This window comes from Streptomyces sp. NPDC048392, assembly GCF_043200575.1.
In the GTDB taxonomy this organism is placed as follows: Bacteria; Actinomycetota; Actinomycetes; order Streptomycetales; family Streptomycetaceae; genus Streptomyces.
In genome coordinates this window covers 421,764-443,754 of record NZ_JBICYB010000002.1, presented here as the reverse complement: position 1 = coordinate 443,754, position 21,991 = coordinate 421,764, and the positions used below count along the sequence as shown (strand labels likewise).

Here is a 21,991-nt window from a genome sequence, read left to right as displayed (position 1 = left end):
TTAGGGGCGATACGGTCACCGCCATGTCTGCCGACACCGTTCCCGACACCGAGCGGGACCCCGACGCCGACTGGGGCACCGTCACCGGCTGGGGCCGCACCGCGCCCACCGCGGCGCTCCTCGTCCGTCCGCGGACGTACGAGGAGGCCGCCGTCGCCGTCCGGCAGTGCGGGGCCCGCGGCAGCATCGCGAGAGGGCTGGGGCGGGCGTACGGGGACGCCGCACAGAACGCGGGGGGTGCCGTGCTCGACATGACGGCCCTCGACCGGGTCCACGCCATCGACGTCGCAGGCGGCACCGTGCTCTGCGACGCGGGGGTCTCCCTGCACCGGCTGATGAAGGTACTGCTGCCGCTCGGCTGGTTCGTGCCGGTGACGCCAGGCACCCGTTACGTCACGGTCGGCGGGGCGATCGGCGCGGACATCCACGGCAAGAACCACCACGTGTCCGGGTCCTTCGCGCGGCACGTGGTCTCCCTGGAGCTGCTCACCGCCGACGGCCGGGTCCGCACCGTCACCCCGGGGACGCCCCTGTTCGACGCGACCGCGGGCGGCATGGGGCTGACGGGGGTGATCCTCACCGCGACCCTGCGGCTCCAGCCGGTCGAGACCGCGCTGATGTCGGTCGACACCGAGCGCGCCACCGACCTCGACGACCTGATGGACCGTCTGACGGCCACCGACCACCGCTACCGCTACTCGGTCGCCTGGATCGACCTCCTCGCGCGCGGCAGGGCGACCGGCCGCGCGGTGCTGACGCGCGGCGACCACGCGCCCCTCGACGCGCTGCCCGCCCGCTCACGCGCGCGGCGGGAGCCGCTGGCCTTCCGCACCTCCCGCCTGCCCGCCGCCCCCGACCTCCTCCCGGACGGGCTGCTCGGCCGGAGCACGGTCGGCCTGTTCAACGAACTCTGGTACCGCAAGGCCCCCCGCGCCTGCCGGGGCCGGATCCAGCGGATCTCCACCTTCTTCCACCCGCTGGACGGTGTCCCGCACTGGAACCGGGTCTACGGCCGCGGCGGCTTCGTGCAGTACCAGTTCGTCGTCGGACACGGCCGGGAGGAGGCCCTGCGCCGGATCGTGCGGCGCCTCTCCGCCCGCCGCTGCCCGTCCTTCCTGGCCGTCCTCAAACGCTTCGGCGAGGCCGACCCGGGCTGGCTCTCCTTCCCCCTGCCCGGCTGGACTCTCGCCCTGGACATCCCGGCGGGCCTGCCGGGCCTCGGCGCCTTCCTGGACGAGCTGGACGAGGAGGTCGCCGGGGCCGGCGGCCGGGTCTACCTCGCCAAGGACTCCCGGCTGCGGCCGGAACTGCTCGCCGCGATGTACCCGCGGCTGGACGACTTCCGCGCCCTGCGCGCGGAGCTGGACCCGCACGGGGTGTTCGTGTCCGACCTGGCCCGCCGCCTCGCCCTCTGAGCCCGCCCCGCCCCTCTCCCGCTGTCTCTGGAGCTGTCGTGAAGGACGCCTTCGGCCTCCCCCAGTCCCTCCTCGTCCTCGGCGGTACGTCCGAGATCGCGCTCGCCACCGTGCGCCGTCTGGTGGCCCGCCGCACCCGCACGGTGTGGCTGGCCGGACGCCCCTCCCCCGCCCTGGACGCCGCCGCCGAGGAGGTGCGCGGGCTCGGCGCCGAGGTGCGTACGGTCGCCTTCGACGCGCTGGACCCCGAGTCGCACGACGCGGTGCTCGGCAAGGTGTTCGCCGAGGGCGACATCGATCTGGTGCTGCTGGCCTTCGGCATCCTGGGCGACCAGGCGCACGACGAGCGTGAACCGCTGAACGCCGTGCGGGTCGCGCAGACCAACTACACCGGGGCGGTCTCGGCGGGCCTGGTCGCCGCGCGCGCCCTGCAGGCGCAGGGCCACGGCTCACTGGTGGTGCTCTCCTCCGTGGCCGGCGAGCGGGCCCGCCGCGCCAACTTCATCTACGGCTCAAGCAAGGCCGGCCTGGACGCCTTCGCGCAGGGCCTGGGTGACGCGCTGCATGGCACGGGCGTGCACGTCATGGTCGTGCGTCCCGGCTTCGTACGGTCGCGGATGACCGCGGGGATGGAGGAGGCGCCGCTCGCCACGACGCCCGAGGCGGTCGCCACGGCGATCGAGCTGGGGCTGCGGCGGCGCTCGGAGACGGTGTGGGTGCCGGGCGCGCTGCGGGCGGTGATGTCGGCGGTGCGGCACCTGCCGCGGGGGGTGTTCCGCCGACTGCCGGTGTAAGACGCCGGACCCGCCCCGGCCACCGGACGGACACGCCACCACTCCCGGTGCGGCACCTGCCGCGGGGGGTGTTCCGCCGACTGCCGGTGTAAGACGCCGGACCCGCCCCGGCCACCGGACGGACACGCCACCACTCCCGGTACGGCACCTGCCGCGAGAAGGTGTCCCGGCGACTACCGGTGCAAGACGCCGGACCCGCCCCGGCTACCGGGTGGGCAGGGTGCCGCTCTCCACGCGTCCCGCCTGCGGGGGCACCGTGGCGCTGCCGAAGGGGAACTCGCGCAGCTTGCGCCACACCCCGTCGGGACCCTGCTCGTACAGCGCGAAGCCGGTGCAGGGCCACTGGGCCTCGTAGTCGGACAGCTCCTCGTAGGCGCGGTCCATCGCCGCTTCCTCGATGCCGTGCGCCACGGTGACGTGCGGGTGGTACGGGAACTGCAGCTCGCGTGGAACGGGACCGGACGCGTCGCGCAACCGCTTCTGCAGCCAGGAGCAGGCCGCGGCGCCCTCGACCACCTGGACGAAGACGACCGGCGAGAGCGGGCGGAAGGTGCCGGTGCCGGACAGCCGCATCGGGAAGGGACGGCCGCGCGCCGCCACCTCCGCCAGGTGTGCCTCGATCGCGGGCAGCGCGGCGCCGTCGACCTCGGTCGGCGGCAGCAGGGTGACGTGCGTGGGGATGCCGTGAGCGGCGGCGTCGCCGAAGCCCGCGCGCAGCTGCTGGAGCTTGCTGCCGTGAGGCTCCGGGACCGCGATCGACACGCCGATCGTTACGGTCCCCACTTCGTCTCCTGTCGTTACGTGTCGTTCTGTCGGACACCCGGATACCGACTGTACGGCCACCACCGTGCCCCGGGCAGGCGCAAGCGGAGTGATGTGCGGCGCTACGGCGGCGTGCCGGGGCGCACGGGCGGTGCCGGGGTGCCTGTTCGCCGGCGGTGTCGCGGCCGTGCCGCCGGTCAGTGCTTGGCGGGGAGGAAGCCCACCATGTCGTACGCCCGGGCGAGGGTCTCCGCGGCGACGCTCCTGGCCTTCTCCGCGCCCTTGGCGAGGATCGCGTCGAGCGTCTCCGGGTCGTCGAGGTACTGCTGGGTGCGCTCCCGGAAGGGCGTGACGAACTCCACGACGACGTCGGCGAGGTCCGTCTTCAGCGCGCCGTAGCCCTTGCCCTCGTACTTCCGCTCCAGCTCCGGGATCTGCGCACCGGTGAGGGTGGAGTAGATCGTCAGCAGGTTGCTGACGCCCGGCTTGTGCTCGCGGTCGTAGCGGACCACGGTGTCGGTGTCCGTGACCGCGCTCCTGACCTTCTTGGCGGTGGCCTTCGGCTCGTCGAGCAGGCTGATCAGGCCCTTCGGGGTGGCCGCCGACTTGCTCATCTTGGCGGTCGGGTCCTGAAGGTCGTAGATCTTCGCCGTCTCCTTGAGGATGTGGGCGCTCGGGACGGTGAAGGCGTCGCCGTAGGTCTGGTTGAAGCGGTCCGCGAGGTCGCGGGTCAGCTCCAGGTGCTGGCGCTGGTCCTCGCCGACGGGGACCTGGTCGGCCCGGTAGAGCAGGATGTCGGCGACCATCAGCATCGGGTACGTGAAGAGGCCGACGGTGGTGCGGTCGTTGCCCTGCTTGGCGGACTTGTCCTTGAACTGGGTCATCCGGGAGGCCTCGCCGAACCCGGTGATGCAGTTCATCAGCCAGCCGAGCTGCGCGTGCTCGGGGACGTGGCTCTGCACGAACAGGGTGCAGCGGTCCGGGTCCAGGCCGGCGGCGAGGAGCTGGGCGGCGGCGACGCGGGTGTTCTCGCGCAGCTCCTTCGGGTCCTGCGGAACCGTGATCGCGTGCAGGTCGACGACCGTGTAGAACGCGTCATGGGTGTTCTGCATGTCGACCCACTGGCGGACGGCGCCGAGGTAGTTGCCGAGGTGGAACGAGCCGGAGGTCGGCTGGATACCGGAGAGCACGCGGGGGCGATCGTTGGCCATGTTCACCATTCTCTCAGGCCGCGCGGGGCGGCCGGGCACTGGTTCGGTACCGGAGGGCTCCCTTACGTCCGCAGGGGTGTAACAAGGGCGGGAAAGGGAGGGGTGCGGTGTGCGGTGGTGGGCGGGAGCGGCGATCGCCGCGGTGCTGTGGGCGGGGGTGCCGCAGCCCGCGGTGGCGGACGGTACGGCGCCCCTGGAGGAGCCGGACATGGCCGTGATCGTGTGGAACGGGACAGGGCGCACCGCGTCCTGGCACGCGGGTGAGCGGGACTTCGACCGGTTGCGGAGCCTGCTCGACCCGACGCGTTCGCGGACCGGGCCGGTTCCGGAGGACTCGACGCGGGACCACCGTCCCCCGGTGCGGTTCACGGTGCTGTGGGGGTTGACCGGCGTCGGGGGGTGGCCGCGGACGCGGCGGGCGCCGGGCGGGGACGTGGCGATGCTGCGTCAGGACCAGCTGTTTCTGGCCGAGGACGGCACGCCGTGGGTGCGCACCGATCCGGCGCCGGACGTGGCGGACGACGACATCCGCTGGCACCGGGTGCCGCGGGACACCTACGCGCGGCTGACCGAGGAGGGCTTCCCGGCGGCGGACGGGACCGGCGCCGGAGGGGACGAGGGCGGGCGGGACGGGGGGTGGTGGGCCGCCGCCGGGCTCGGGGCGGGCGTCACGGGGACGCTGCTGATACGCCGCGCGGCGGACCGGTACCGTGCCGGACCGCCGCGCGGGGAGCCGCGTCAGGAGCTGATCGACCTCTGGTAGGGCCCTGGCCGGCCTCAGCCGAGGTCGATCTCCGGGTACAGCGGGAAGCCGGCCACCAGGTCGGTCGCGCGGTGCGAGATCTCGTCGGCGATCTTGGCGTCGAGGACGTGGGAGGCCTTGGACCGGGCGCCGGACTTGGTGGTGCCGGGCTCCGCCGAGGTCAGGACGCGGTCGATCAGGCCCGCGACCTCGTCCATCTCCGCGGTGCCGAGGCCGCGCGTGGTCAGCGCCGGGGTGCCGATGCGGATGCCGGAGGTGTACCAGGCGCCGTTCGGGTCGGCCGGGATGGCGTTGCGGTTGGTGACGATGCCGGAGTCGAGGAGGGCGGCCTCGGCCTGGCGGCCGGTGAGGCCGTAGGAGGACGCCACGTCGATCAGGTTGAGGTGGTTGTCCGTGCCGCCGGTCACCAGGGTGGCGCCGCGCCGCACCAGGCCCTCGGCGAGGGCGCGGGCGTTGTCGACGATGCGCCGGGCGTAGTCCTGGAACGCGGGCTGCCTGGCCTCGGCGAGGGCGACGGCCTTGGCGGCCATGACGTGCGGGAGCGGACCGCCGAGGACCATCGGGCAGCCGCGGTCGACCTGGTCCTTGAGGGAGTCGTCGCACAGGACCATGCCGCCGCGCGGGCCGCGCAGCGACTTGTGCGTGGTCGTCGTGACGATCTGGGCGTGCGGGACCGGGTCGAAGTCGCCGGTGAGCACCTTGCCCGCGACGAGACCGGCGAAGTGCGCCATGTCGACCATGAGGGTCGCGCCGACCTCGTCGGCGATCTCGCGCATGATCCGGAAGTTCACCAGCCGGGGGTACGCGGAGTAGCCGGCGACGAGGATCAGCGGCTTGAACTCGCGGGCGGAGGCGCGCAGGGCCTCGTAGTCGATGAGGCCGGTGGCCGGGTCGGTGCCGTAGGAGCGCTGGTCGAACATCTTGCCGGAGATGTTCGGGCGGAAACCGTGGGTGAGGTGGCCGCCGGCGTCCAGGGACATGCCGAGCATCCGCTGGTTGCCGAAGGCCCGGCGCAGCTCGGCCCAGTCGGCGTCGGTGAGGTCGTTGACCTGGCGGACGCCGGTCTTCTCCAGGAAGGGCGCCTCGACGCGGGCGCCGAGCACCGCCCAGAAGGCGACCAGGTTGGCGTCGATGCCGGAGTGCGGCTGGACGTAGGCGTGGCGGGCGCCGAACAGCTCGCGCGCGTGCTCGGCGGCCAGGGACTCGACGGTGTCGACGTTGCGGCAGCCGGCGTAGAAGCGGCGGCCGATGGTGCCCTCGGCGTACTTGTCGCTGAACCAGTTGCCCATCGCCAGGAGGGTGGCCGGGGAGGCGTAGTTCTCCGACGCGATCAGTTTGAGCATCTCGCGCTGGTCGGCGACCTCCTGGCCGATGGCGTCCGCGACGCGGGGTTCGACGGCGCGGATGACGTCGAGGGCGGCGCGGTAGGCGGTGGACTCGGGGGTGGCTTCTGCGGACATGAGGGCCTCCGGACGTCGGAAATCAGCGTTCAGGTCGGCCCAGGCGCTCGGCACTCGTCGCTCGGACCGCTTCCCGATGGTTCGTCCCATCCTCGCGCGCCAGTCACGGCCCGGTGCCAGGCTACCGGGTGGGTTGCGGCGGTGCTGTCGGTGTCCGCGATGCGGGAGCGCCCGCGCGGTCGTCGTTCGTCGCGGGGCCGCGGGTCCCTCGTGGCCGGTCCCGCCCGCGCGGCCAAGCCGCACCCGGCGCGCCGCGCACCCTCTGCCGCGCACCCGCTACGGGGCGCTCACAGGATGACGTGGGGCAGGAAGCGGGCGTACTCGTCCGTCACCAGGCCCGAGGACTCCCGGATGCCCAGGCCCGCCGACTCGTCCTCCACGACCCAGGCGCCCAGGACGACGTGGTTGCCGTCGAAGGCGGGCAGGGGGGCCAGCTCCTGGTAGCAGCAGGGTTCGTCGCGGTGGGCGGTCGGTGTGCCGCGCTCGTGGATCGTCACGCCCGCTCCCTCGCGGCCCAGCAGGGGCTTGGCGGCCCAGCCCGTCGTGGCGGCCAGCTCACGCGGGCCGTCCAGGTAGGCCGGGAGGAGGTTGGGGTGGCCGGGGTACAGCTCCCAGAGGACCGCCAGCAGGGCCTTGTTGCTGAGCAGCATCTTCCAGGCGGGCTCGATCCACAGGGTGGTGCCGGTGCCGCCGCCGTTGTCGAGGGTGTCCAGGACGTGGCCGGCGAAGCGGTCGGTGGTGAGCCACTCCCACGGGTAGAGCTTGAAGAGGCTGCGGATGAAGCGGAGCCCGTTGTCGACGAAGCGGCCGGAGAGGCGGTCCCAGCCGATCTCCTCCATGGAGATCCAGCCGGTCTCCAGGCCGGCCTGCTCGGCGGTCTCCTTGAGGTAGGCGACCGTCATGAGGTCCTCGCCGAGTTCGTCGTCCGAGGAGTGCGCGAAGTACAGGGGGTTGCCGGGCGGGAGGAGGGCGGCCTGCTTCCTCCAGGCGTCGACGAGGCGCTCGTGGAGGCTGTTCCACTGGTCGGCGCCGGGGAAGCGGTCCTCCATCCAGAACCACTGCGCAGACGCGGCCTCGACGAGGGACGTCGGGGTGTCCGCGTTGTACTCCAGGAGCTTGGCGGGCCCCGTGCCGTCGTAGCGCAGGTCGAAGCGGGCGTACACGGAGGGGAGTTCGGCGCGGCGGTGCCAGGCCTCGGTGACCGCGCGGACGACGCGCGGGTCGGTGATGCCGAGATCGGTGAAGCGGTCCTCGGTGACGATGTGCCCGGCGGCCGCCAGGCACATGCGGTGGAGTTCCTCGACGACCTCCTCCAGAGCCTCGACCTCCGGCAGCGAGAAGACGTAGCAGGCGCTCTCGTCCCAGTAGGGGCGCAGGGAGTCGTCGGGGTAGCGGGTCAGCGGGTAGATCAGCCCCTGTTCCTCGACGGTCCGCTGCCAGTCGGGGCGCGGGGCGAGCGTGCGGCGTTCCACGGGCGGGCTCAGCCGCCGCCGCTGCCGGAGCCCGAGCAGCCGAAGCCGCCCCGGTCGACGGCCTCGGACCGGCTGAAGGTGCCGGAGTCGGCCCAGCCGTCGCCGACGTCGCCGTCGTAGTACCAGTCGGCGTCGCCCGCGGACTTCGACGCGCCCTTCTGCTTTCCGCCCTTGCCGTAGGAACCTCCGTACGAACCTCCGGACGGACCCGGCTTGCAGTTCTTGTCGGCGACGACCTTGTAGCCGTTGGGATACTCGTAGCTGTCACGGTCCACACAGCGGCGGTCGGGGTCCGAACCGCATGCGCTCAGGGCCGCCGCGAGCACGCCCATGCCGCCGAGCACCACGGTGCTCGACCTCAGCCGTCGCCGGGTCTCCGCCATGTCACTGTCTCCCCGTTGTCCGTCCGTTGCCCGTGCGGATGTACGGCAGTTGGGCCGGTCGAGTGCACGGCCCGCCGTCGCGGGTGGACTTTACGGCAGTGCCCGGCACAGGGCGTCCAGTGCCCCCGCCCAGGCATGGTCGGGCGGGGTGCCGTAGCCGACGACGAGGGCGTCCCGTGGGGCGACGGCCGTGTCCGGGTGCCGGAACATGGACAGGCCGTGGACCGCGAGTCCGTGCCAGGCGGCGGCCCGTACGGCCTGCTGCTCGGTGCCGGGCGGCAGTTGGAGCACGGCGTGCAGCCCGGCGGCGATGCCGGTGACGCGGACCCCGGGGGCACGCTCGGCGAGGGCGGCTACCAGGGCGTCGCGGCGGCGCCGGTAGCGCAGGCGGGCGGACCGGACGTGCCGGTCGTAGTCGCCGGAGTCGAGGAACCGCGCGAGGGTCAGCTGGTCGAGGACGCCCGGGGTACGGCTCGCCAGGCTGTCCGCGACGTCGCCGACGAAGGACGGCGGCAGCGCCATCCAGCCCAGGCGGAGGCCGGGTGCGAGGGACTTGCTGGCGGTGCCCAGGAAAACGACGTGCTCGGGGCCGAGGTCCTGGAGGGCGCCGACCGGCTGACGGTCGTAGCGGAACTCGCCGTCGTAGTCGTCCTCCAGGATCAGCCCGCCGGTGCGGTGCGCCCAGTCCAGGAGGGCCGCCCTGCGGTCGGGGTGCAGCGGGACGCCCGTCGGGAACTGGTGGGCGGGCGTCAGGAGCACCGCACCCACGCCGCCGAGCGTGCCCGGAACCGCTCCCCGGTCGTCGAGGGGCAGCGGTACGGTCCGCAGGCCGGCCGTCCTGAGCAGGTCGCGGTGGACGTGGAGACCGTACGACTCGACGGCCACGGTGTGCACGCCGCGCGCCCGCAGTACGCCGGCCAGCAGCGCGAGGCCGTGCGCGACCCCGCCGCAGACCAGCAGGGTCTCGGGGTCGGCGCGCACGCCGCGGGCCCGGGCGAGGTAGCCGGCCAGTGCGGTGCGCAGCTCGGGCCGGCCGCGGGGGTCGCCGTAGCCGAAGACTTCGTGGGGAGCGGCGGTGACCGCGCGGCGGGCGGCCCTGAGCCACTGGGCGCGGGGGAAGGAGGCGAGGTCGGGGGTGCCCGGGCGCAGGTCGTAGGCGGGGCGGGCGTGCTCCCGGGAGCGCCGGGCCGAGGCACCGGCCGGCGGGGCGACGACGCGCTCGGCGACGCGGGTGCCCGATCCCTGTCGCGCGGTGAGCCAGCCCTCGGCGACGAGGCCGGCGTAGGCGTCGGCGACGGTGTTGCGGGCGATGCCGAGGTCGGCGGCGAGCGTGCGGGACGAGGGCAGCCGGGTGCCGGGGGCCAGGCGGCCGGTGCGGACGGCCTCGCGCAGGGCGTCGGACAGGCCGCGGCGAATACCCGGTCCGGTGGGTTCCAGGTGCAGGTCGACGCCGAGAGTGGCCCATGATTCCGCCATGGAAGTGGACCATACCCCTGGGCTGCTTCGTTCCTAGTCTCAAGGCATGACCACGCACACCGATGACACCGACGCCGCCGGCACGAACACCACGGGCCACGCCTCCGAGCTGCCCGTCCGGCTGAACTGGCCCCAGCACGCGCCCGAGGTCTACAAGGCGATGATCCGGCTCGACACCGTCGCCAGTCGGGGGCTGGACCCCGCGCTGTACGAACTGGTGAAGATCCGCGCCTCGCAGATCAACCACTGCGCCTTCTGCCTGGACATGCACACCAAGGACGCCCTCGCGGCCGGTGAGAGCGTCGAGCGGATCGTGCAGCTGGCCGCCTGGGAGGAGTCGCGGCACTTCTACACGGAGAAGGAACTGGCGGCGTTCGAGCTGACCGAGGCGGTCACCGTACTGACCGACGGCTTCGTGCCGGACGAGGTGTACGAGAGGGCCGCCGGGCACTTCGACGAGCCGGAGCTGGCGCAGCTGATCGCGGCGATCACGGTGATCAACGCCTGGAACCGGTTCGGCGTGACCTGCCGGCTGACGCCGGGCCACTACACGCCCGGTCAGCACGCGTGACGGCACGTACCCGGCTGCTGGACCGGGAGGTCGGGCAGGCGCTGTCCGCGCTGAGCGCGGCGGCCAGAAAGGGGCTCGGCGACCCCGTGCTCGCCGAGCTGGTGATGGTCCGGGCCTCGCAGCTCAACCACTGCGCCTTCTGCCTGGACATGCACCACGCCCTGGCCCGCGGGAACGGGGAGGGCGAGCAGCGGCTCGGTCTGCTCGCCGCCTGGGAGGAGGCCGGGGACCTGTACGACGCGCGGGAGCGGGCCGCGCTCGCGCTGACCGAGGCGGTGACGGTCCTGACCGGGGGGTTCGTGCCCGACACGGTGTACGAGCGGGCCGCCGCACACTTCGGCGACGGCGAACTGGCCCACCTCGTAGGGCTGATCACCGTCATCAACAGCTGGAACCGGCTGATGGTCGGCCGCCGTGTCCCGCCGGGGGGTTGCACACCGTGAGTGATGCCGCAGCGTTTCGCGCCCTGCACCACTGCCGGGTTCCGGACGATCCCCTCGTCCTGCCGGGTCCCTGGGACGCGGCGAGCGCCCGGGTGTTCGCGGAGGCAGGGTTCCCCGCGCTCGCCACACCGAGCGCGGGGGTGGCGGCCTCGCTCGGGTACGAGGACGGGGCGACCCCGGCCGACGAGATGTTCGCGGCGGTCGCGCGGATCGTGCGCGCCGTGGACGTACCCGTGTCGGCGGACGTGGAGGCCGGGTACGGGCTGGCGCCCAAGGAGCTGGTGGAGCGGCTGCTGGAGGCGGGCGCCGTGGGCTGCAACCTGGAGGACTCCGCCGACGGGGTGCTCAAGGACCCGGCGGAGCACGCCGAGTGGCTGGCCGAGGTGCGGGCCGCGGCCGGTGACCGGCTCTTCCTGAACGCCCGGATCGACACGTTCATCAGGGGCGTGGACGACCCTGGGGCGGCGATCGAGCGGGCCGCGCTCTACGTCGCCGCCGGTGCCGACTGCGTGTACCCGATCAGTGCCCCCACCGGCGCGCTGCCGCTGCTGCGGGCCGGGACCCAGGGGCCCGTCAACGTGTTCGCCCCGTGGAACGGCGAGGGCCCCTCGCTCACCGCGCTCGGTGAACTCGGGGCCACTCGGATCACGTTCGGGCCGTGGCTGCAACGCCGCGCGACGGCCGCGCTGGGGGAGATCGCCGCGGCACTCAGGACGTGAGCCCGCCGTTTCGCGGCGAGGCTCGCTTCGGCCGAGGACCTACTTCGGCAGCCACGCCTTCCAGACGTCAGGGTTGGCCTTGACCCAGGCCGCGGCGGCCTTGTCCGAGCTCATCTTCTTGTCGGCGATCATCGCGGCGACCTCGTTCTGCTGGTCGGCCGACCAGTTGAAGTTCTTCAGGAACTGGGCCGCCTTCTCGTTGTTCTCGACGAAGTCGGCGCTGAAGTACTTCTTCAGCGGTGTCTTGGCGTAACCGCAGGCGATCTTGGCAGGGTCGGAGTCGCAGCCCTCCTTGTACTCGGGCAGCTTCACCTCGACGAGGTCGACCTGCGCGTTGAGCCACTGCGGCGTCCACCAGTAGCTGATGAACGGCTTCTTCGCCTTGTAGTCCTCCTTGATCTGGGTGATCTGCGCGGCCTCGGAACCGGCGTAGACCGTCTTGAAGTCCAGGTCGAGGTTCTTGATGAGCGCGTCGTCGTTGGTGGTGTACGACGGCGAGCCCTCCAACAGCTGCCCCTTGTCGCCGCTCTCCGCGGTCTTGAACAGGTTCTTGTTCTTGTTGAGGCCTTCCCAGGTCTTCAGCTCCGGGTGCTCGTCCACGAGGTACTTCGGCACGAACCAGCCGATGTGACCGACCACGCCGAGGTCGCCGCCCTCGACGACGGACTTCTTGCTGTCGACGTACAGCTTCACCTTCTTCGGCGCGCCGCCCCAGTCCTCCAGGATGGCGTCGGACTTGCCGCTGTTGAGCGCGTCGAACGCGACCGACTCGTCGAGCTGCGTCAGCTCGACCTTCGTGTCGAGTTCGTTCTCGAGGAGGTACTTGGCGACGGCCGCGTTGGCCTCGGCGCCGACCCAGGACGGTACGGCGATGTTGACCGTTTCGGAGCCGCCGCCCGACGAGGAGGACGAGGAGTCCGTCTTGGCGGCGCCGCAGGCGCTCAGGCCGGTGACGCCCAGGACGACGGCGGTCGCGGTGGCGGCACGCAGGAGGTGCTTTCTGTTCTTCATGGCGTTCATCACGGGGTTCTTCATGTGAGCGTGTCTCTCGTTTCGGACAGGCAGGATGTTCCTGCGGGAGGCTGGGCCGGGTTGGGGACGGGCGTGCGGGCAGGCCTAGCGGGTGCCGGTCTTCCCGCCCGGCCGCTGTGTCGTGCGGTCCAGGACGAGCCCCAGCAGCACGATCGCGACACCGGCGGAGAGGCCGACGCCGAGCTGGCTCTTCTGCAGGCCGTAGACGACGTCGTAACCGAGCGCGCCGGAGCCGACGAAGCCGCCGACGATGACCATGGCGAGCACCAGCACGACGCCCTGGTTGAGCGCGAGCATCAGCGCGGGCCGGGCCAGCGGCACCTGCACCTGGCGGATCTGCTGGAAGGCGGACGCGCCCATGGAGCGGGCCGCCTCCAGCGTCGCGGCGTCGACCTGCTTCAGGCCCTGCACGGTGATCCGGACGACGGCGGGCAGCGCGTACAGCACGGCCGCGGCGACGGCGGCGGAACGGCCCACGTTGAACAGGGCCACCACCGGGATCAGGTAGATGAACTGCGGCAGGGTCTGCATGGTGTCCAGGACGGGCCGCAGCATGCGTTCAAGGAGCGGTAGGCGGGCCGCCGCCACGCCGATCAGGAATCCGAGCACCAGCGTGACGACCACGCCCGCGATCGCCTGCGACAGGGTGTCCAGGGAGTTGGTCCATACGCCGATCACGCCGACACCGGCCATCGCCAGGGCCGCGGTCGTCATCGCGCCCCAGCCGCCGGCGAGCAGGGCGAGGACGGCGGCCAGCAGGACCAGCAGCCACCACGGCACGCCGGTCAGGCCGTCCCGGAGCGGGTCGAGGACCCAGATGGTGAAGTTGTCCGCCCAGGTCCGGGTGCCGCCCAGCACGGGCACACCCTCGGCCAGGTGGCCGGTGAACCAGCCGACCGCGTCGTTGACGGGCGGGGCGATGTTCACCTCCCAGGCCTCGGGCCATCTGGCGATCAGAAGCCGCCAGCCGACCACGCCCAGCACGGCGCCGGAGCCTGCCGCCACGGCCCAGGCGCGCCGGCCGTGCAGCCAGGAGGATCCGGCCGGGGCGGCTCCCTCGCTGAGCCGCTCACCGGCGACGGCGGTGCTGCGGTCCAGCCAGACGGCCAGCAGCACGATCGGGATGCCCGCGGCGAGCGCCCCGCCCACGTCGACGGTGGACAGCGCGCGGAACACCTCCTCGCCGAGGCCGCCCGCGCCGATCACGGCGGCGATGGTGACCATCGACAGCGCCATCATGATCGTCTGGTTCAGGCCCAGCAGGATCTCCTTGCGGGCCAGCGGCAGCCGCGCGGTCAGCAGCCGCTGCACCGGGCTGGTGCCCAGCGACTTGGCCGCCTCCATGACCGACGGGTCGGCGCCGCGCAGGCCGAGCGAGGTCAGGCGGGCCATCGGCGGCGCCGCGTAGATGATCGTCGCGATCAGCGCGGACGGTACGCCGATGCCGAACAGCAGCACCAGCGGCAGCAGGTACGCGAACGCCGGCATGATCTGCATGGTGTCAAGGACCGGCCGCAGGATCCGCCCGAAGCGGTCCGACAGGCCGCCGCCGAGTCCCAGCAGGGCGCCCAGCACGGCCGAGACGGCGACCGCGACCGCCATGAGGGCGAGGGTCTCCATGGTGGCTTCCCACATGCCGAGCAGGCCGCACACCGCGAACGCGGCGAACGTGACGCCCGCGAGCTTCAGCCCGCGCCGGTCGCGCAGACCGCCGATCCGCCAGGACAGCAGCACGGCGGCCGCGATCACCGGGAACCAGCCGGCGGTCTCCAGCAGGTCGGTCATCCAGGTGACCGAGCTGTCGGACCAGTTGCTCAGGTGCAGCAGGAAGTAGAGGAACACCGGGTTGGTCTCCCGGTTGGTCACGACCCAGGTGTAGGCGTGGTCCAGCGGCGTCCTGACGTCGACGGTCAGCTCGGACGGCCAGGTCCCGCTGCCCCACAGGACGGCCGCCAGCGGTATGAGGACGGCGGCGGCGATGCCCAGCGGCAGCAGCCGGCGCACCCAGGGTCGGTGCAGCACCGAACCCGGCTCGGCGGCATCGGGTTCCTTCGCCGGTTCCACCGGCGCCGGCGGCGGGGCGGGGGTGAGGACGGTACTCATGCGGCCCACCCCCGGCCTCGGGGGGCGGGCCCGCGTATGTGGCGTATCACGCGGCCACCTCCTCGCGGTCCAGTCCGGCCACGACCCGCAGCAGGGCCACGTGGTCGACCTGGCCCAGGCATTCGCCGTCCTGCACGACGCAGGCGGGCCGGCTGGTGCGGGCGACGGTTTCGATGGCGTCGACGACGACCGTGTCGGGTGTGAGGGCGCCGGGGTGGTCGGGGCTGCCGCAGCCGCCGGGGCGCATGGCCGTACGGACGGTGATGACCTGCTCGCGCGGCACGTCGCGCACGAAGTCGCGGACGTAGTCGTCGGCGGGCGAGCCGACGATCTCCTCGGGGGTGCCGAGCTGCACGATCTCGCCGTCCCGCATCAGGGCGATGCGGTCGCCGACCCGCAGGGCCTCGCTGAGGTCGTGGGTGATGAAGACCATGGTGCGGCCCTCCTCGTCGTGCAGGCGGATGACCTCCTCCTGCATGTCCCGCCGGATCAGCGGGTCGAGCGCGCTGAACGGCTCGTCGAAGAGCATCACCTCGGGGTCGGAGGCGAGCGCCCGGGCCAGGCCCACGCGCTGCTGCTGACCGCCGGAGAGCTGGACCGGCCGGCGCTGTTCCAGACCGTCCAGGCCGACCTTGGCGACCATCTCCATGGCCCGGGCGCGCCGCTGCTCCTTGGACATGCCCTGGATCTCCAGGCCGTAGGCGACGTTGTCCAGGACGGAGCGGTGCGGCAGCAGGCCGAAGTGCTGGAACACCATGGCGGCACGGTGCCGCCGCAGCTCGCGCAGCCGGCTCTTGTCCATGGCGACGACGTCCTCGCCGTCGATCTCCAGCGTGCCGGAGGTCGGCTCGATGAGCCGCGTCAGACAGCGTACGAGGGTGGACTTGCCCGAGCCGGACAGGCCCATGACGACGAAGACCTCGCCCTTGCGCACGTCGAAGGAGACGTCCCGGACGGCCGCGGTACAGCCGGTGCGGGTGCGCAGCTCGGTCTGGGAGAGCCCGGCGAACTCCGGGTTGCCGGGGACGCGCTCGGCCTTCGGGCCGAAGACCTTCCACAGGTTGCGCACGCCGAAGACGGGCGGCTGCCCCGCCGGGTCCACGGGCCCGGTGTCCGTCCCGGGTCCGGTCCCGGGTTCGGGCTCGGTCCCGGTCCCGGGTTTCTTGGTTGTGGGTGTGCCGCTCATCGGGTCTGGTTCCCTTCACTGGTGTCGGCCAGCAGTTCAGCTGCTTTCTCGCCGACCATCAGCACGCCGATCATCGGGTTCACGGAGGGCAGGGTCGGGAAGACGGACGCGTCGACGACTCGTACGCCCTCCAGGCCACGGACCCTGAGTTCGGGGTCCACGACGGCGAGCCGGTCGTCGGCGGCGCCCATCCGGCAGGTGCCCGCCGGGTGATAGACGGTGTGGTGCGCCTTGCGCAGCAGCTCGCTGAGCCGTTCGTCGTCGGTCACATCGGGCCCCGGGAACACTTCCCGCTTCAGCCAGCTCGCGAACGGTTCGGTCCCGGCGATCTCCCGGGCGATCCTCACACCGTCGACGAGCGTCCGGGCATCGTAGCCGTCCTCGTCGGTGAAGTAGCGGAAGTCGAGGGCGGGCTTCTCGTTCGGGTCGGCGCTCTTCAGGTACAGGCGGCCGCGGGCGCGGGACTTGGGGATGTTCGGCGTCATCGACACACCGTGCGGGGGCCGTTGGTAGCCGAGCCGCTCGGGGTTGTCGGTGAACGGGATCTGGTAGAAGTGGAACATCAGGTCGGGCAGGTCCTGCGCGGCGTCCCGGCGCACGAACAGCGCGGCGTCGGAGTCCATCGCGGAGTTCTCCGGCAACGGACGCTCCGTCTCCCACACGATGACCGACTCGGGATGGTCCTGGAGGTTCTCGCCGACGCCCGGCAGGTCGTGCACGACCGGGATGCCCAGCGCTTCGAGATCCTGGCGCGGCCCGATCCCGGACAGCATCAGCAGCCGCGGCGAGTCGACCGCGCCCGCGCAGACGACGACCTCGCGGCGGGCGGTGATCAGCTGCTCCCCGCCGTCCTCGGTGCGCACGCGGACTCCGGTGGCGCGCTTGCCGTCCAGCTCCAGCCGGTACGCCCAGGTCTCCAGCAGCAGCGTCAGGTTCGGCCGGTCGCCGGCCTCGATGTGGGGGTGGAGGTAGGCGACGGAGGCCGAGGAGCGCTTGTTGTCCTCCGGGTGGTAGGCGAGGTCGAGGAAGCCGACGCCCTCGTGGAAGGGCTTGTCGTTGAAGCCGACCACCTCGGGGACGTCGAGGGCGGTCCTGGCCGCCTCGATCCAGTCCTTGGCGATGGCGTTCTGGTCCTTGTCGGCGACCCGCACGATGTTGTTGCGCAGCCGCGCCCAGTAGGCCTCCATCTGCACCGTGCCCCAGCCGGTGGCGCCCGCGGCCTCCCACTCGTCCCAGTCGGAGGGGAGCGGCTTGAAGGCGATGAGCGTGTTGTGGGAGGAGCAGCCGCCCAGGACGCGGGCGCGGCTGTGCCGGATGTGGGAATTGCCGTGTGGCTGCTCGGTGGTGGGGTAGTCGTAGTCCAGCTCGCCGCCGAGCAGGCCCATCCAGCGGCGCAGGGTCAGCACGTCGTCACGGCCGACGTCGCTGGGACCGCCCTCGATGACGGCGACGGTGACGTCCGGGTTCTCGGTGAGGCGGGAGGCGATCACCGATCCCGCGGTGCCGCCGCCGATGACGACGTAGTCGTAGACGGAAGGGGTATCGGGCATGGAGGTACTCCAGGGGCGAGCGGATGGAAGCGGGGAGGGGGACCGGGTGGGTCAGCCGGCGAACCAGCGGACGGGCTTCGGCGCGAGGTTCTGGTAGACGTGCTTGCTCTCGCGGTACTCGGCCAGGCCCGCGGGGCCGAGTTCGCGGCCGACGCCGCTCTTGCCGAAGCCGCCCCACTCCGCCTGCGGCAGGTAGGGGTGGAAGTCGTTGATCCACACGGTGCCGTGCCGCAGCCGGCCCGCGACCCGGCGGGCCCGTCCCGCGTCGGCGGTCCAGACGGCACCGGCCAGACCGTACTCGGTGTCGTTGGCGAGGGCCACGGCCTCGTCCTCGGTGCGGAAGGTCTCGACGGTGAGGACCGGTCCGAAGACCTCCTCCCGTACGACCCTCATCTCCCGGTGGCAGTGGTCGAGGACGGTCGGCTCGTAGAAGAAGCCGCTCTCCGGGCGCTGGGGCGACGGCTCGGGGCGCTTGCCGCCGCAGCGCAGCTCGGCGCCCTCGGCCAGCGCGGAGGCGACGTAGTCCTCGGTCTTGGCGCGCTGCCGCTCGGAGACGAGCGGCCCGCACTCGACGCCCTCCTCGGTGCCGCGGCCGAGGCGGATCCTCGTCGCGCGGCGGGCGAGTTCGGCGACGAAGCGTTCGCGGACCGACTCCTCGACGATGAGGCGGCCGCCGGCGGAGCAGACCTGCCCGCTGTGGATGAAGGCGGCGTTGAGGGCCTGGTCGACCGCGGTGTCGAAGCCCTCCTCGGTCCCGCAGGCGTCGGCGAAGACGACGTTGGGGTTCTTGCCGCCGAGTTCGAGGGCCACCTTCTTGACGGTGACGGCGGCGGACTGGGCGACCTTGGTACCGCTGATCAGGCCGCCGGTGAAGGAGACCAGGTCGACGTCGGGGTGTTCGGCGAGCCGGGCGCCGACGGTGTGACCGGGACCGGTGACGATGTTCGCGACACCGGTGGGGAGCCCGGCCTCGGTCAGGAGGTCGATCAGGGCGATCGTGGTGAGCGGCGTGATCTCGCTGGGCTTGATCACGAAGGTGTCGCCGGCGGCGAGTGCCGGGGCGATCTTCCAGCTGGCCTGGAGGAGCGGGTAGTTCCAGGGCGTGATCATCGCGCAGACGCCGACCGGCTCGTGCACGACGACGCTGTGGACGTCGGGCGAGCCCGCGTCGACGACCCGGCCGGCCCCCTCGCCCGCGACCAGGTCGGCGAAGTAGCGGAAGGCGTCGGCGACGCAGTCGATGTCGACGCGGCCCTCCTCGACGGTCTTGCCCGCGTCGCGGCTCTCCAGCAGGCCGAGCTGCTCGCGGTCGCGCACGAGGAGGTCCGCGACGCGGCGCAGCAGGGCGGCTCGCTCGGCGACCGGGGTGTGCGGCCAGTCACCCGCGTCGAAGGCGCGGCGGGCGGCCGCCACCGCGAGATCGGTGTCCTTCTCGTCGCCCTCCGCGACCACGGCGAACGGCAGGGCGTCCGCGGGATCGAGGATCTCGCGCGTGGCGCCGGAGGACGCTTCCAGCCACTCGCCCCCCGCGTGAATGGTGCGGTGCGTCCGCTCTGCCGGTGTTTCCGTTCCGTTCGCCATGATCGATATTGCCTTCCGTTCCTGATCAACCCCCCTGTGTCACACACGTGTCACTCCTGGGGACCGTGGGCCCCTGCCCCACAGCGCCCCATGCATGCCAAATCGATGGCTGAAAGTGTGACGCATCACTGAGGAAAGGAAGAAAAGGGACGAAGTGCTTGTGGATCCGGCGAGAACCGGCCGCTCTCCGAGCTCGCGGACAGGGACGCCCCGCGGGCGCCGGAAGCGGAAACACGGAACGCGGGAACGCGGACGGGCCCCGTCCCGGCCTGAACCGGGGCGGGGCCCCTGCGAGGCCGTCGGCGGACGGCCCCGGAAGCGGGTGGGATCGGAGGTTCAGAGCAGGCCGAGACCGCGGACCGCCTCGCGCTCGTCCGACAGCTCCTTGACGGAGGCGTCGATGCGGGCGCGGGAGAACTCGTTGATGTCCAGGCCCTGGACGATCTCGTACGTGCCGTCCTTCGCGGTGACCGGGAAGGAGGAGATGATGCCCTCCGGGACGCCGTAGGAACCGTCCGACGGGATGCCCATGGAGGTCCAGTCGCCCTCGGCGGTGCCGTTGACCCACGTGTGCACGTGGTCGATGGCGGCGTTGGCGGCGGAGGCGGCCGACGAGGCACCGCGGGCCTCGATGATGGCGGCGCCGCGCTTGGCGACGGTCGGGATGAACTCGTCGGCCAGCCACTTCTCGTCGTTGACCGTCTCGGCGGCGTTCTTGCCGGCGACCGTGGCGTGGAAGATGTCCGGGTACTGGGTGGCGGAGTGGTTGCCCCAGATGGTCAGACGCTTGATGTCGGCGACCGTCGAGCCCGTCTTCTTCGCGAGCTGGGTCAGCGCGCGGTTGTGGTCCAGGCGCGTCATCGCGGTGAAGCGCTCGGCCGGTACGTCCGGAGCGGCGGCCTGGGCGATCAGGGCGTTGGTGTTGGCCGGGTTGCCGACGACGAGGACCTTGATGTCGTCCGCGGCGTGGTCGTTGATGGCCTTGCCCTGCGGCTTGAAGATGCCGCCGTTGGCCTCCAGGAGGTCACCGCGCTCCATGCCCTTGGTGCGGGGGCGGGCGCCGACGAGGAGGGCGACGTTGGCGCCGTCGAAGGCCACGTTCGGGTCGTCGGTGATCTCGATGCCCTGAAGGAGCGGGAACGCGCAGTCGTCCAGCTCCATCGCGGTGCCCTCGGCGGCCTTGAGTGCCGGAGTGATCTCCAGGAGGCGCAGCTTGACCGGCACGTCCGCGCCGAGCAGCTGGCCGGAGGCGATGCGGAAGAGCAGGGCGTAACCGATCTGGCCGGCCGCGCCGGTGACGGTGACGTTCACGGGAGTGCGGGTCATGGCGTTCTCCGTATGACAGCTGGCGGTGGGGCGTCCCTGCCCCGGGCGTTTGATCGATCTCTTGGCGTCAAGAGATCGATCCAGCGGTCAGGCTATCGCGCCCGTGGTGTCCGGCACGTCCGGGTCGGTGTGGCCCGGCCCACAGGACCGCCCCGGATCGCCCGCACGCCCGGCGGCGGGCACGTGCAAGCGGGACAGGCGAAAGAGGCGGCCGCCTGTCCGGGAGAGGGGGGACGAAGGCGACCGCCGTTCGGGGGTGCCGTTGCCGGACTCCCGTGGGGGGTACTTGTCGCGTTCCCGTGAGGCCGCGGGGCATGCCTGCCGCGGGCGGACTTTCCTCGTTCGCCCGCTCAGTCTCCGCGTCGGTCACCGCGTGCAGCCCTGGGCGCCCGCGGCCGGCGTCACGCAGGCCCTGGCGTCGGCCGCGGACTTCACCGCCACCATCGGGGTGTAGGCGCTGGTGTCGCCGGCCCCGGAGACCGTGCCCGTCTGCCGGTTCTCGCCGCCCGCGCGCACCTGGACCTCGTCGCCCTGGGCCGCCTGGGTGACCCGGGCCCACGCGGCGCCGCAGGTCTTGCTGTACCGGACCTCGACGGCGGCCGTGCCGACGGTGGCCGTCGCCGCGGTGGTCACCAGATCGCCGCCGCAGCCCATGACCTCCGGGTCCTTGCCGGTGCAGGCGTCGCCACTGCACTTCACGCCCGGCGGCAGCCGGGGCTTGCTGCTCACGGTGGGTGACGGGGAGGGTTTGGTGCCCTCGTCCTTCTTGTCACCGCCGTCGTTCAGGAGGAAGAAGGCGCCCGCGATCACCACGAGCACACCGACGGCACCCGCGACGAAGGTCGTCATCCGTTTGTCGCCGCCCCCGGAGGAGGGTCCGCCCCGACGGGAACCGCCGGGCGGGGGATCGCCGTAAGCGCCCGCGGGGACCGGGCCGTTCGGCGTGCCGAAACCGGGCATCGGCGCGGGTGCGGCCGGTCGCGCCGCCTCTCCGGGGCCGGCCGGGTTCCCGGAGCCCGCCGTGCGGTCGCCGGTCGGCGCGGGGCCCCGGTATCCGGCCAGGCCCCACGAGTTGCCGTCGGTCGCTCCGCCGGAGGAAGGGACGGACGGGGCGCCGGGGCCACCACCGCCCCGGACCGCGCCGAGCGCCGAGTCGGGGCTGTCGGCGGCCGTCGGCTGCGCCGGGACCGTCGGCGGCAGTGTGGGCGCCACACCGGCCGGCCCGGCGATCCCGGGCGCGACCGACGCACCGCCGCCGCGACGGCCGGTCCGGCTCCCCTTGCCGGTCCCGCCGCCGTCGCCCGTTCCGGTCCCGGAACCGCCCGACTTGGTGGCGGGCGTGCCCAGTTCGCCGAGCGCGGCGCGCGCCTGGGAGATCCGGATGGCCTCCATGGTCATGTCGTGGCGCATCTCCGAGCGGCTCCAGGCGCGCTCGGCCAGCTCCCACATGGTGGTCAGGTGGACGGGATTGGTCTCCGTCACCTCGGCCAGGGCCACGACGGCGCCCTTCGGCGCCAGCAGCCGGCCGTTCAGATAGCGCTCCCAGGACGTCTTGCTGTAGCCCGTGGCGTCGGCCACCGACGCGACGCTCAGGTCACTGCGGTCCACGAGTCGGCGCAGCTGACTGGCGAACTCCCTGATCTGCGGATCGAGTTCATCCGGCAAGGCCTTCCAACGAGGCACTGCTTCCCCCTCTTCCCCCCGGTGACGTGCTGGTCGTTCCCCCGCTGGTCCCCGCGTGCGG

Annotated in this window: 19 protein-coding genes and 1 riboswitch; of the genes, 6 read left to right on the top strand and 13 right to left on the bottom strand. The window is 72.5% G+C overall.

The window, feature by feature from the left end:
- Nucleotides 1-23: 23 nt before the first annotated feature.
- Nucleotides 24-1,415, top strand: a complete 1,392-nt coding sequence (locus ACGFYH_RS05925; protein WP_393801879.1) for an FAD-binding protein — start codon at nucleotides 24-26, stop codon at nucleotides 1,413-1,415.
- 38 nt (nucleotides 1,416-1,453) lie between these two features.
- The gene (locus tag ACGFYH_RS05920; RefSeq protein WP_393801878.1) at nucleotides 1,454-2,209 is read left to right on the top strand and encodes a decaprenylphospho-beta-D-erythro-pentofuranosid-2-ulose 2-reductase; all 756 of its coding nucleotides are present in this window, start codon (nucleotides 1,454-1,456) and stop codon (nucleotides 2,207-2,209) included.
- Between the two features lie 204 nt (nucleotides 2,210-2,413).
- Here ACGFYH_RS05920 and ACGFYH_RS05915 read toward each other — a convergent pair whose 3' ends face one another.
- Together ACGFYH_RS05915 and trpS are read right to left on the bottom strand one after the other, a co-directional pair.
- Nucleotides 2,414-2,992: a 2'-5' RNA ligase family protein gene (locus ACGFYH_RS05915; RefSeq protein ID WP_393801877.1), complete on the bottom strand. Its 579-nt coding sequence runs from the start codon at nucleotides 2,990-2,992 to the stop codon at nucleotides 2,414-2,416.
- A 176-nt stretch (nucleotides 2,993-3,168) separates the two neighbouring features.
- The gene (trpS, locus tag ACGFYH_RS05910; RefSeq protein WP_393801876.1) at nucleotides 3,169-4,182 is read right to left on the bottom strand and encodes a tryptophan--tRNA ligase; all 1,014 of its coding nucleotides are present in this window, start codon (nucleotides 4,180-4,182) and stop codon (nucleotides 3,169-3,171) included.
- 109 nt (nucleotides 4,183-4,291) lie between these two features.
- On the opposite strand from trpS, the gene ACGFYH_RS05905 reads away from it, so the two are divergent.
- On the top strand, nucleotides 4,292-4,945 hold the full coding sequence (locus ACGFYH_RS05905) for a hypothetical protein (protein WP_393801875.1): 654 nt from the start codon (nucleotides 4,292-4,294) through the stop codon (nucleotides 4,943-4,945).
- 14 nt (nucleotides 4,946-4,959) lie between these two features.
- Here the strand turns inward: ACGFYH_RS05905 and ACGFYH_RS05900 are convergent, their stop codons facing one another.
- The 4 genes from ACGFYH_RS05900 to ACGFYH_RS05885 all read right to left on the bottom strand — a co-directional run bounded on the left by ACGFYH_RS05900 (nucleotide 4,960) and on the right by ACGFYH_RS05885 (nucleotide 9,736).
- Nucleotides 4,960-6,405, bottom strand: coding sequence for a glycine hydroxymethyltransferase (locus ACGFYH_RS05900; RefSeq protein ID WP_393801874.1), 1,446 nt, complete (start codon nucleotides 6,403-6,405; stop codon nucleotides 4,960-4,962).
- Between the two features lie 30 nt (nucleotides 6,406-6,435).
- Nucleotides 6,436-6,522: riboswitch (ZMP/ZTP riboswitch) on the bottom strand.
- A gap of 170 nt (nucleotides 6,523-6,692) precedes the next feature.
- On the bottom strand, nucleotides 6,693-7,877 hold the full coding sequence (locus ACGFYH_RS05895; RefSeq protein ID WP_393801873.1) for a glutathionylspermidine synthase family protein: 1,185 nt from the start codon (nucleotides 7,875-7,877) through the stop codon (nucleotides 6,693-6,695).
- A gap of 8 nt (nucleotides 7,878-7,885) precedes the next feature.
- Complete coding sequence (locus ACGFYH_RS05890) at nucleotides 7,886-8,260, bottom strand: hypothetical protein (RefSeq protein ID WP_393801872.1); 375 nt, start codon at nucleotides 8,258-8,260, stop codon at nucleotides 7,886-7,888.
- Nucleotides 8,261-8,350: 90 nt separating this feature from the next.
- Complete coding sequence (locus ACGFYH_RS05885; RefSeq protein ID WP_393801871.1) at nucleotides 8,351-9,736, bottom strand: PLP-dependent aminotransferase family protein; 1,386 nt, start codon at nucleotides 9,734-9,736, stop codon at nucleotides 8,351-8,353.
- Between the two features lie 46 nt (nucleotides 9,737-9,782).
- Between ACGFYH_RS05885 and ACGFYH_RS05880 the strand changes: the two genes are divergently transcribed.
- The 3 genes from ACGFYH_RS05880 to ACGFYH_RS05870 are packed head-to-tail and all read left to right on the top strand — an operon-like array spanning nucleotide 9,783 to nucleotide 11,469.
- A complete protein-coding gene (locus tag ACGFYH_RS05880) occupies nucleotides 9,783-10,307 on the top strand; it encodes a carboxymuconolactone decarboxylase family protein (RefSeq protein ID WP_393801870.1) in 525 nt (174 codons plus the stop codon).
- On the top strand, nucleotides 10,304-10,750 hold the full coding sequence (locus ACGFYH_RS05875; protein ID WP_393801869.1) for a carboxymuconolactone decarboxylase family protein: 447 nt from the start codon (nucleotides 10,304-10,306) through the stop codon (nucleotides 10,748-10,750). Before ACGFYH_RS05880 ends, ACGFYH_RS05875 begins: the two co-directional genes overlap by 4 nt.
- On the top strand, nucleotides 10,747-11,469 hold the full coding sequence (locus ACGFYH_RS05870) for an isocitrate lyase/phosphoenolpyruvate mutase family protein (RefSeq protein WP_393801868.1): 723 nt from the start codon (nucleotides 10,747-10,749) through the stop codon (nucleotides 11,467-11,469). Before ACGFYH_RS05875 ends, ACGFYH_RS05870 begins: the two co-directional genes overlap by 4 nt.
- 39 nt (nucleotides 11,470-11,508) lie before the next feature.
- Here ACGFYH_RS05870 and ACGFYH_RS05865 read toward each other — a convergent pair whose 3' ends face one another.
- The 7 genes from ACGFYH_RS05865 to ACGFYH_RS05835 form a co-directional block, all read right to left on the bottom strand.
- On the bottom strand, nucleotides 11,509-12,504 hold the full coding sequence (locus tag ACGFYH_RS05865) for an ABC transporter substrate-binding protein (protein ID WP_393801867.1): 996 nt from the start codon (nucleotides 12,502-12,504) through the stop codon (nucleotides 11,509-11,511).
- A gap of 81 nt (nucleotides 12,505-12,585) precedes the next feature.
- Nucleotides 12,586-14,604 (bottom strand): ABC transporter permease, encoded by a 2,019-nt coding sequence (locus ACGFYH_RS05860; protein ID WP_393801866.1) that lies wholly within the window; start codon nucleotides 14,602-14,604, stop codon nucleotides 12,586-12,588.
- Between the two features lie 46 nt (nucleotides 14,605-14,650).
- On the bottom strand, nucleotides 14,651-15,790 hold the full coding sequence (locus ACGFYH_RS05855; protein WP_393801865.1) for a glycine betaine/L-proline ABC transporter ATP-binding protein: 1,140 nt from the start codon (nucleotides 15,788-15,790) through the stop codon (nucleotides 14,651-14,653).
- Nucleotides 15,787-17,340 (bottom strand): GMC family oxidoreductase, encoded by a 1,554-nt coding sequence (locus ACGFYH_RS05850; RefSeq protein WP_393801864.1) that lies wholly within the window; start codon nucleotides 17,338-17,340, stop codon nucleotides 15,787-15,789. Before ACGFYH_RS05850 ends, ACGFYH_RS05855 begins: the two co-directional genes overlap by 4 nt.
- 51 nt (nucleotides 17,341-17,391) lie before the next feature.
- Nucleotides 17,392-18,921 carry an aldehyde dehydrogenase family protein gene (locus tag ACGFYH_RS05845; protein WP_393801863.1) on the bottom strand — a complete coding sequence of 510 codons (1,530 nt, stop codon included), beginning with the start codon at nucleotides 18,919-18,921 and terminating at the stop codon, nucleotides 17,392-17,394.
- 336 nt (nucleotides 18,922-19,257) lie between these two features.
- Complete coding sequence (locus ACGFYH_RS05840) at nucleotides 19,258-20,247, bottom strand: malate dehydrogenase (protein ID WP_393801862.1); 990 nt, start codon at nucleotides 20,245-20,247, stop codon at nucleotides 19,258-19,260.
- Nucleotides 20,248-20,613: 366 nt separating this feature from the next.
- A complete protein-coding gene (locus tag ACGFYH_RS05835; RefSeq protein ID WP_393801861.1) occupies nucleotides 20,614-21,912 on the bottom strand; it encodes a DUF2690 domain-containing protein in 1,299 nt (432 codons plus the stop codon).
- Between the last annotated feature and the right edge of the window lie 79 nt (nucleotides 21,913-21,991).